We start from the raw sequence: 10709 nt of genomic DNA, 5'->3' as shown, positions 1-10709 counted from the left end.
TCGGAAGGCACGTGCAGACCTTTCGTCATGGCCTCCTACCTTTCTTTCGGGCCTTTCGGCCGAATCTCTCAGCACCCTTCCGTAACGGATGCTGCTTGCTGACAGCTCTAGTTATATCCAAATTCCAACCGCAATTCCACCTCGCCCCCGAACGGTCAACAAAGTTCGATGAACGGTATATCGAATATGATTCCCCCATAATGCACTTCGGCGTTCTAAAGTAGCTTTTCTAAGGTAAATGCTCTTTTTTCCTAAAAATCATTCGCAATTACAACTCCAATCTTTCGATTAAGAATTGCATATCTAAAACGGTTTTATGTATATAAATGACGCTTGTTCGTGTTTCTGTCTGTATTCGATGATATTCAGCTACCTATCATTCTTATTCACACATACTCACCAGTTGAGTGAGGATATAGACCGTTTTTCACAACGCGAAGGGCGTCAGCTCTATGGCTTGTCAGCGTAAGAAGTAGGTAAAGATACCGTTCACGCGATACGTCCGTGCCATAGGTCGACTAAATTGAGACAATAGTGAATAGTGTTAGGCAACCGTCCCCCACGGGGACTGAACGGACAGATGCATATGCCGAGCAAAATCGAAAAAAAGCAAGCCGCTGCAAAGCTGCGTAAGCCGCCGCGCGACCTCTCGTACACGCAGAACCGAGAGCTCAGCTGGCTGCGCTTTGACAACCGTGTGCTTGACGAAGCCTTCGACGAGACCGTTCCGCTGTTCGAGCGGCTAAAGTTCGTGTCGATTTTCGAGTCTAACCTCGATGAGTTTCTCATGGTGCGCGTGGGCGGCCTGTCCGATCTGGCAGAGCTCAAAAAACAGCCTGTCGACAACAAGAGCAATATGACCGCCTCCGAACAAGTCGATGCTGTCATGGCCGAAATGCCCGGGCTCCTTACCCGATGGGAGTCCATCTTTAAGAGCATCGAGGGCAAGCTCGACACCCTGGGCGTTCACCGCGCCCGCATCGATTCGCTTACGCCCGAGGAGCGCACCTTTGTCACCCGTTACTTCCAGGCCTACGTGTCGCCGGTCATCTCACCGCTGGTGATTGACCCGCGCCACCCCTTCCCCAACCTGCGCAACGGCGCACTCTACCTGGCCTGCGGCCTGGACGGCGTCACCGACGAGGAGAGTCTGCTGGGCCTTATCGAGATTCCCACCTCGATGAACCGCGTGGTCGAGATCCCCTCGCCCACCGGCACCTACTCCTACATCTTGCTCGAGGACGTCATCCTCGCCTGCCTGGACAGCTGCTTTGGCTCCTATAAGCCGCTCGACCGCGCGCTCATCCGCGTCACCCGCAACGCCGACATCGACCCGGACGGCGAGGGCGTCGAGGAGGAAGAGGATTACCGTCAGCACATGAAGCGCATCCTCAAGAAACGCTTGCGCCTGCAGCCGGTGGTGCTCGCGGTCTCGGGGTCGCTCGAGAAGGCGACGCTCAAGACCATCCGCAAGGCGCTCGAGCTTTCGCGCCGCTCTGTCTTTACCTGCGATATCCCGCTCGACCTAGGCTACGTCTTTGGCATTGAGGGCAAGATTCCCGAGCACCTGCGCAACGAGCTGCTCTTTACACCGTTTAAGCCGCAGCCCAACCCCACCATCGATATGACCCGCTCCATCCGCGAGCAGGTACTTCAGCACGACAAGCTGCTCTTTTATCCCTATGAGGCCATGAACCCCTTCCTGGATCTGGTGCACGAGGCCGCCTACGACCCCGAGTGCATCTCACTGCGCATCACGCTCTACCGCGTGGCCAAGCAGAGCCGCCTGTGCGAGTCACTGATCGATGCCGCCGAGAACGGCAAAGAGGTCACGGTGCTCATGGAGCTCCGCGCGCGCTTTGACGAGCAGAACAACATCGAGTGGGCCGAGCGCCTGGAAGAGGCCGGCTGCACCGTCATCTACGGCTCCGAGGGCTTTAAGTGCCACTCCAAGATCTGCCAGCTCACCTATCGCGAGGGCATGGCGCTAACGCGCCTGACGCTGCTGGGCACCGGCAACTTTAACGAGAAGACGGCCAAACTCTACAGCGACTTTATGCTCATGACCGCTCACCCCGGCATCGGCGAGGACGCCAACCTGTTCTTCCGCAACCTGTCGTTGGGCAACCTGCGCGGCGATTACCGCTTCCTGGGTGTGGCGCCCGTCGGACTGAAACCGCTCATCATGCGCGGGCTTGACCGCGAGATCCAGCGCGCCCTCGCCGGCGAGCCCGCCCGTGTGTTCTTTAAACTCAACTCGCTCACCGACCGCGAGGTCATCGACAAGATCGCCGAGGCATCGTGCGCAGGAGTCCGCGTGGACATGATCATCCGCGGCATCTCGTGCCTCAAGCCGGGCGTTCCTGGCAAGACCGAGAACGTGCATGTCCGTTCTATCGTCGGACGCTTTTTGGAGCATGCGCGCGTTTACGCCTTTGGCGTGGACTCGGACATGATCTATCTGAGCTCGGCCGACATGATGACACGCAACACCGAGCACCGCGTGGAGATCGCCTTCCCCGTGCTCGACCCCACCTGCCGCGCCCTGGTGCACGAGTACATGAGCATGCAGCTGCGCGACAACGTGAAGGCCCGCAGCCTCACGAGCGACGGCACCTGGGTCCCCGTGGAGCGCGCAGAGGGTGAGAAACCCTTCAACTCGCAGGAAGCCCTGCTGGAGCGTGCCTACCGCAACGCCGAGGCCGCGCCCGAGCCCGTCATTGAGGCAAAGCCCGCCCCTGCTCCTAAGCCGCAGCCGGCCACACCCGAGGTTCAGAAGGTCCAGGCGACCGTCATTGAGCCCGAGCCCGCACCTGCACCTCAGCCCGAGCCGCAGGCAGCTAAGCCCGCACCCGAGACGAGCGCCCGTCGCGATAAGCCCGCCGGCAAGACCAAGGCCATCGAGCGCCATCGCCCCGGTCGTGTGCGCATGGGCCTGGGCCTGATCGGCCTGGGTCTTAAGACGCTCATTACCGGCAAGACGAAATAGTCGTTTGTAGAAGCAGTTTGTAGAAGCGCCCCGCATTTGAGGAAAGCCTCGGATGCGGGGCGCTTTTCCCTGCTACCATGGTGCGAGCAACAACACGAATGACAGGCAGGGATATGAAGCTCACTATAGAATCGATGACCTACGGCGCCGACGGGCTGGCGCACGCCGACAACGGCAAAGCCGTCTTTGTGCAGGGTGCCGTGGCAGGCGACACCGTCGAGGCCGAGGTCGTACAGGACGGCAAGTCGTTCATGCGCGCCCGCACCACCGAGATTCTGGAGCCGAGCCCCGATCGCATTCAGCCCCCCTGCCCCTACGTGGGCATCTGCGGCGGCTGCTCGTGGGGCAATCTCTCACGCACGGCACAGCTCGCCGCCAAGGAGCAAAACCTGCGCTCCACGCTCGAGCGCATCGGCAAGTTCGCTCCTGAGCAGGTCGATGAGTTGGTGCAGCCCATCTGCCACACCAAGGACGACTGGGGCTACCGCAATAAAATCGAGCTCGAACCGACCGTCGTCAACGGTCGCGTGCGCCTTGGCATGCACGGTGTCGACCCCAGCAAAATCGTGACCGTCGATGCGTGCCCGCTGTTCGATAAGCGCTTCCCGAAGGCGCTCAAATCGGTCGTCGGCGCACTCAACTATCTAAGCGGCAGCCATGACTTGGGACTCGAACGCGTGGGCATTCGTGCATCGCGCCGTACCAAGGCACTCGAGGTCGCACTCTGGACGCCTACAGGCTCTTTTCCGCGCTCGCAGGTCTCCCGCGTGCTGGCGGACGCCGCTCATCCCACGAGCATCGTGCGCGTGATGAGCAAGGGCGAAAAGAAAGCCCGCCGTGTCTCCAAAGTCGAGATGCTCGCCGGCGAGGGCTCGTGGACCGAGAATATCGCCGAAGGCCAGATGCGCTTATCTGCCCCGTCGTTTTTCCAGGTCAATACCAAGGGCGCCGAGATTTTGATTGAGCTCGTCATGGACGCCCTCGACCCGCAGGAAGACGAGCTAGCCGTGGACCTGTACTGCGGTGCTGGCACCTTTACCCTACCGCTCGCCCGCCGCTGCGATTACGTCGCCGCCGTCGAGGCCTACGGCCCGGCCGTGCGCGACCTGCGTCGCAACCTGGAGATCAACAAGCTCGATAACGTCGATGTCATCGGCGGCGATGCCGTGCGCGAGTTCCCCGACCAGGACGCCGATGTCCTGGTAGTCGATCCGCCACGCGCAGGATTGGCGCCCGAAGCCATCGACCTCATCGCGAGCACGAGCGCCCGCGATGTCGCCTATGTGAGTTGTAATCCGGCCACCCTGGCACGCGACCTCAAGCGCTTTGTCGAGGAAGGCACCTTCTCCCCCGTGAAGATCACGCCGGTCGACCTATTCCCGCAAACCTTCCACTGCGAAACCGTCGTCCACCTTAGGCGCAACTAGTCACTCAATCATTGCTCAGAAAAATCATTGGGAAATCGAGCGTGGCAAGCGGAGGTCTTCGGGGTATAAGACGGCTAATTGTATGCCGCCTATGAAAGGAACCCTCATGCCCAGCGTTGCCGTTCTCGCCGCCGATGGCTTTGAAACTATTGAATGCCTGACCATGGTCGATGTCATGCGTCGCGGCGGCGTGCGCGCCACGCTTGTCTCGATCATGCCCACGCGCGAGGTCGTAAGCTCGCTGCAGATTCCCGTGACCTGCGATGCGCTCTTTGACGAGATCAACTTTGACGAGTACGACTGCGTCGTGCTACCTGGCGGCCTGCCCGGCGCCACCAACCTGCGTGCCGACCAGCGCGTCTGCGACGTGGTCTGCGAGTTCGCCGCCGCCAAACACGTCGCCGCCATCTGCGCCGCCCCGTTTATCCTGGGTGAGCTCGACCTGCTCGAGGGGCGCCACGCCACGTGCTTCCCTGGCTTTGAGAAGAGCTTCCCCGAAGGCGCCTATACCGGCGAGAAGGTTACGCAAGACGGCAACATCATCACCGCCAGCGGCATGGCCCAGTCGCTCCCCTTTGCGCTTGAGCTGCTGCGCACGCTCGCCGGCGACAAGGCTGTCGAGAAGGTTGCCGAGGGCATTCAGCTATGATTTTGGCTTCGCAATCACCGCGCCGCATCGAGTTGATGCGTGAGGCGGGCTATGACATTCGCGTGATTCCCGCAGATATCGACGAAACGCCTTTTGATGGCGAAGCTCCGCTTACACTCGTCGAGCGCTTGGCGCGTGCCAAAGCCGCCGCCGTTGCCGCCGAGCATGCCGAGCCCAACGAACTGACCGTCGCGGCCGATACTATTGTCACCTTTGACGGCCAAATTTTGGGCAAGCCGGCAGACGGGGACGAGGCGCGCACCATGCTCCGCGAGCTTTCGGGCCGCACGCACCAGGTCGCAACCGGCGTCTGCATCGTTAAAGCCGGCGACGCTACAGCTCCGCATGCCGCCGAGAGCCTGTCGTTTGTCGATGTGACCGACGTGACGTTCTATGAGCTTACCGAAGAGCAGATCGAGCGCTATGTTGCCTCCGGCGAACCCATGGACAAGGCCGGGGCCTACGGCATCCAAGGCACAGGCGGCCGCATGCTTGTGCACGATATTTCGGGTGACTTCTACAACGTGGTGGGCTTGCCCATCGCTCGCGTCGCACGCGCGATTCAAAAACTCTCGTAATTGCATCTGGCGCTGGGTATCCCCCAGCGCCTACAATTTTGCCGTACCGTACGGATCCCGACCGGGCATAAGGCCCGGCGGAAAACCGATAGGAGAACACATGGACACACTGCTCGAAGCCATCGATGTTTGCAATGTCGATGGCTTTTGCTTTGGCAACTATACGGACGAGGAGGCTGGCACCGGCTGCACCGTAATCGTGGCGCCCGAGGGTGCCACCGGTGGCGTTGACGTACGTGGTGGCGCCCCCGCTTCGCGTGAGACCGACCTGCTGCGTCCCGAAAACACCGTCGATAAGGTCCACGCCGTCTGCCTTTCGGGCGGATCGGCCTTTGGCCTCGAGGCTGCAAGCGGCGTGGCCCGCGAACTCGAGAGCCGCGGCATTGGTCTGCCCGTCGGCCCCACGCAGGTGCCCATCGTGTGCTCCAGCTGTATCTTCGACCTTGCCTTTGGCGACCCCACCGTTCGCCCCGACATTGAGGCCGGCATCGCCGCCGTGCGCGAGGCGCTCGACCACACCCCCACCAAGCTCGAACAGGGCAACGTAGGCGCCGGCACGGGCGCTACCGTGGGTAAGCTCATGGGCCCCGCCACCTGCATGAAGGCCGGCCTAGGCGCTGCCGCCGTGGCACTCGGCCCTGTTAAGGTGGGTGCCGTGGTCTCGGTCAACGCCTGCGGCAATGTCGTCGACCCCTTCACCGGCGAATGGGTCGCTGGTATGCGCGCCGCAGCAGATAGCGACCAGATCGTCGACATGGAGCTCGCAGCCTTTGCCGCCGCCGGATCCATGCAGATGCCGCTCGACCGCACCAACACCACCATCAGCTGCATCGTCACCAACGTGGAACTCACTAAGGCACAAGCCACCAAGGTCTCCCAGATGGCCGCAGACGCCTACGCACACGCCATCCGTCCCACGCACACCACCAACGACGGCGACACCATCTACACCCTCGCCAGCGGCAAACTGGGCGCCCAGGCAAGCGCCGCCGTTCCCCTAGACCTGCTGGGCATGCTCGCCGTAAGGGCCCTACAGACCGCCATCGTAAACGGAGCCAAAAACGCCAAAACCTCCCACGGCATACCCGGCGCCGCAAAGTAAACTAGCTCGTCCGGTTGCCCGGTGGGGTTTGGTTATGTTTGCTGCTCTACAGTCCTGGCTCGCACGAAGAGCACATTAAGTGCTCTTCGGCTCGTGCGGAACTCGCGACAAACATAACCAAACCCCACCGGGCAACCTACCAACCAAATTCTTTTCAGCCCAGGCCCCTTTGTACCACGCGTCGAAGATCTTCAAATTCAACTTCCTGACAATCGATTCTTATAGCAGAGGCCCCTTGGCCTTTAGTTTGATACAAGTTCCGCACGAGCCGGAAAGCACTTAATGTGCTTTCCGTGCGAGCAGGACTGTTCGCAGTAGCAAACTAAAGGCCAAGGGGCCCAGTCAACCTATCAGCAGCGATTACTCAGCAGCTAGTTGAATTTGAAGATCTTTGAGGCAAGATGGTATAGGCCGAGTGTGGTTTTGTCTCCGGCCCGTCCATGCAGGTTGGTAAAGAATCCGACCACGCCGTAGCGAGCGCGACGATACATGCGCTCGTCGTACTCCTTCAGGTCCTTCCACAGCGTCTTCAGGCGCTCATCGGCACAATCTTCCTCGGAAAGCTTGGTGAGCACCGAGCAAATAGCCATCATCATGGTGAAGTAGCCCATCATGTACGAACGCAGACGCGAGGACTCAACGTCCTGGTACAGGTGGAACGATTCCATCATGATGCGCGTTATGCGGAACTGCTGACCCAGGCGCTTGACCATCGTAGCCTCGTTGACGCTCTGGCCCTCGCGACCGATAAAGTAGCGATAGAGGTCGATGTCGGCGTAGTACATGGTCTTGCAGCGCGGCAGCGGCACGTATGCGTAGATATTATCCACGTAGAACGTGTGTGCCGGCATAGGCAGATTGGACTCGCGCAGTACGTCGGTGCGATAGCACAGGCTGTGCATGAGCAGGTTCTGATCGGGACGGAAGTGTCCGATCTGGTCCCAAGAGAAAATCTTTTTGCGCGGCAGGGCAAACTTGTAGCCAATAGCGGTATGCGTGCCCTCGTAAACCTTCTCGTACACGTAGTTCGAGATAAACAGGTCGACGCGCTGGTCGCGCTCCTCAAAGCCACGCAGAATCGACAGCATGGTCGAAAGCGCCGCACCGTCGAGCCAGTCGTCCGAGTCAACGACCTTATAGTACGTACCATGCGCCTCACGCAGGCCCGAGAGGACGGCGATACCGTGGCCGCCATTCTCCTGGTGCACCGCGCGGATGATTCCAGGATAACGGGCCTCCCACTCGTCGGCCTTGGCGGCCGTCTCGTCCTTGGAGCCGTCGTCCACCACGATAATCTCGATATCGGTGGCGTAATTGCTCCCCTCCAAGATGGAGGTGATGCAATGGTCCATATCCTTGGCGGCGTTATACGAGGGAATACCGAATGTTATGACTTTATGCATGGCAGGCGATAATCTCATCCGAAAGATCGAGGGCAGAATTGGTCACGGCGTCCATATCGTAGTAACGATACTCGGCCAGACGACCCACCGGGTGGAAGTTCGTCAGGTTCTGGACGCGCTCAAGGTAGCGCTCATAGAGCTCACGGTTCTCGGGCTCCAGAATAGCGTAGTACGGCGTCTCGCCCGAGCCGGGCGTATAGGCCTTGGAGTACTCCTTCATGATGGTGGTCTTGCCGGGCAGGACCTGACCAGTCATGTTCTTGAACTCGGTGATGCGCGTATAGTCCTCGCTCGTGGTGTAGTTGACGGTGCCCACGGGCTGGAACTGGTCCATATCGAGCGTCTCGAACTTCATATCGAGCGTGCGGTACGGCAGCGCGCCCAGGTCGAGGTTGAATAGCTCGTCGAGCGGACCGGTGTAGACGATCTCGCCGCCATAGACCTTGCCGTCGATCTTGACGGTGGTCTCGTCGATTTCAAAGAGGTCACGGGCGTCTACGTCACAGAATACGTCGATCAGATCGTGATCGAGCATATGCTCGAACAGCGCGGTATAGCCGTCCTGCGGCATGCCCTGGAAAGGAGCCTGCGGGAAGTAGCGATCGTCATCGCCCACAAAGACGGGAACGCGGCCGGTGATCGAGGGGTCGATCTGGTCGGGCGTCTGGCCCCACTGCTTCATGGTGTAATGCAAAAAGACGTTCTCATAGACATAATCGGCGACCTCGGCAAGATCCGGGTCGTTCTTCTTGCGCAGCTCCATAATGGGCACCTTGACGTCCTTGCCAAAGGTCTCCACGAGCTTCTGATACAGCTCCTCGCCGCGCTCATCGCCAAAGGCGAGCTTGAGGCTCGCATGGTTAAAGGGTACGGGCATGAGGGTGCCGTTGATGTTGGCGAGCACCTTGTGCTGGTAGTCCGTCCACTTGGTAAAGCGCGACAGGAAGTTATGGACGCGCTCATTAAAAGTGTGATAGATGTGCGGACCGTACTCGTGGACCAGGATTCCGGCCTCGTCAGTGCAGTCGTAGGCATTACCCGCGATGTGGCCGCGACGTTCCAAAACGGCAACACGATAGCCGATAGTTTCGGCAAGACGGCGGGCGCAAACGGCACCGGCATAACCGGCGCCGACAACGATCATGTCGTACGCACCGGCATTAAAGCCTTCAGGCAGGCCTGAGGTAATCTGCATCGATACTCCTTGTCAAAAGCCACACGCTTTTTAACTGGGCTTTTTCTCGAACATACGTCGAGACATATTTATCAGAGCGATTATAGCGCTAATGCGTCCTATAATGAGCTTGCCACACAAGGAAAGCTCAAGCACCGCGGCGTACATTATTGAAAGGTAAACCCGCTAGCAGCGGGTTTATTCGTGTACAGCCGAGGGCCTGGAGCTTAGCGAAACGCTTGCAAGGAGTAACATGAGCGATTTCCTAAACCGTATGAAGTCTGCCGCCAAGGCCGACCTTAAGACCATCGTCCTGCCCGAGGGCGAGGATCCGCGCACCATCGTCGCGGCCAACAAGATCATCGAGGAAGGCCTGGCCAACATCGTCATCCTGGGCGATCCCAACGAGATCAACGTCCCCGGCGCCACCGTCATCGATCCGCGCAACGCCGAGAAGCACGAGGAGTACGCACAGAAGTTTGCCGAGCTCCGCGCCAAGAAGGGCGTTACCATCGAGCAGGCTCGCGCCCAGGTGATGGACGCCACCTACTTTGGCACTATGATGGTCAAGATGGGCGACGCCGACGGCCTGGTCTCCGGCGCCTGCCACTCCACCGCCGACACCCTGCGCCCCGCGCTTCAGATCCTCAAGACCGCCCCGGGCACCAAGCTGGTCTCGGCCTTCTTCGTGATGTGCACCGACACCCCGCAGTTCGGCACCGACGGCACGCTGATCTTCGCCGACTGCGGCCTCAACATCAACCCGTCCTCCGACGAGCTCTCCGAGATCGCCATCGCCTCCGCTCACTCCTGGTCCACCTTCATGGGCAATGTTGAGCCGCACGTGGCCATGCTCTCCTACTCCACCATGGGCTCCGCCGGTGGCGAGGTCGCCAAGAAGGTCCAGGAGGCCGTGAAGTTCTGCAAGGAAAAGGCACCCGAGCTCGCCATCGACGGCGACCTGCAGCTCGATGCTGCTATCGTCCCCACCGTCGCCCAGCTCAAGGCTCCCGGCTCCTCCGTCGCCGGTAAGGCCAACGTGCTCGTGTTCCCCGACCTCGAGGCCGGCAACATCGGCTACAAGCTGGTCCAGCGCTTCGCCGGCGCCGACGCTTACGGCCCCATCCTGCAGGGCATCGCCAAGCCGGTCAACGACCTGTCGCGCGGCTGCTCTGCCGACGACATCGTGGGTGTCGTGGCCATCACCGCCGTCCAGGCTCAGATGGCTGAATAGCTTACATATCCCCTCGGGACCCTGCAGGGCAAAGCTCTGAAAACGTCCTCGGACATGCAAAGAGGCTCCGCTGCGCGCTTCGCGCGGCGGAGCCTCTTTGCGTCCTGACGCTCCTATTTGGCAAGGTGTTTTTTAGAATCCATTTTGCGCTCG

General features: G+C 60.1%; 8 protein-coding genes. 6 read left to right on the top strand and 2 right to left on the bottom strand.

Annotated features, from left to right (window positions below; translation table 11 throughout):
* Positions 1–580: 580 nt before the first annotated feature.
* The 5 genes from ppk1 to DW645_RS09460 all read left to right on the top strand — a co-directional run bounded on the left by ppk1 (position 581) and on the right by DW645_RS09460 (position 6745).
* Positions 581–2989, top strand: coding sequence for a polyphosphate kinase 1 (ppk1, locus tag DW645_RS09480; protein ID WP_118227325.1), 2409 nt, complete (start codon positions 581–583; stop codon positions 2987–2989).
* Between the two features lie 98 nt (positions 2990–3087).
* On the top strand, positions 3088–4416 hold the full coding sequence (gene rlmD / locus DW645_RS09475) for a 23S rRNA (uracil(1939)-C(5))-methyltransferase RlmD (RefSeq protein ID WP_118227324.1): 1329 nt from the start codon (positions 3088–3090) through the stop codon (positions 4414–4416).
* 106 nt (positions 4417–4522) lie between these two features.
* On the top strand, positions 4523–5065 hold the full coding sequence (locus DW645_RS09470) for a DJ-1 family glyoxalase III (RefSeq protein WP_117735750.1): 543 nt from the start codon (positions 4523–4525) through the stop codon (positions 5063–5065).
* Positions 5062–5643: a nucleoside triphosphate pyrophosphatase gene (locus DW645_RS09465; RefSeq protein WP_117564381.1), complete on the top strand. Its 582-nt coding sequence runs from the start codon at positions 5062–5064 to the stop codon at positions 5641–5643. The genes DW645_RS09470 and DW645_RS09465 overlap by 4 nt, the downstream gene beginning before the upstream one ends.
* A 100-nt stretch (positions 5644–5743) precedes the next feature.
* A complete protein-coding gene (locus DW645_RS09460; protein ID WP_118227323.1) occupies positions 5744–6745 on the top strand; it encodes a P1 family peptidase in 1002 nt (333 codons plus the stop codon).
* Between the two features lie 371 nt (positions 6746–7116).
* On the opposite strand, the gene DW645_RS09455 is transcribed toward DW645_RS09460, so the two are convergent.
* Positions 7117–8148 carry a glycosyltransferase family 2 protein gene (locus DW645_RS09455; protein WP_117773936.1) on the bottom strand — a complete coding sequence of 344 codons (1032 nt, stop codon included), beginning with the start codon at positions 8146–8148 and terminating at the stop codon, positions 7117–7119.
* Positions 8141–9343, bottom strand: a complete 1203-nt coding sequence (glf, locus tag DW645_RS09450) for a UDP-galactopyranose mutase (protein WP_055252340.1) — start codon at positions 9341–9343, stop codon at positions 8141–8143. The genes DW645_RS09455 and glf overlap by 8 nt, the downstream gene beginning before the upstream one ends.
* A 232-nt stretch (positions 9344–9575) precedes the next feature.
* Between glf and pta the strand changes: the two genes are divergently transcribed.
* The gene (gene pta, locus DW645_RS09445; protein WP_089573084.1) at positions 9576–10556 is read left to right on the top strand and encodes a phosphate acetyltransferase; all 981 of its coding nucleotides are present in this window, start codon (positions 9576–9578) and stop codon (positions 10554–10556) included.
* Positions 10557–10709: the final 153 nt, after the last annotated feature.

This window comes from Collinsella sp. AM23-17, from assembly GCF_003470945.1.
GTDB classification, from domain to species: Bacteria; Actinomycetota; Coriobacteriia; order Coriobacteriales; family Coriobacteriaceae; genus Collinsella; species Collinsella aerofaciens_O.
The sequence above is the reverse complement of the archived record's forward strand: the minus strand, read 5'-3'. Positions and strand labels throughout refer to the sequence as shown.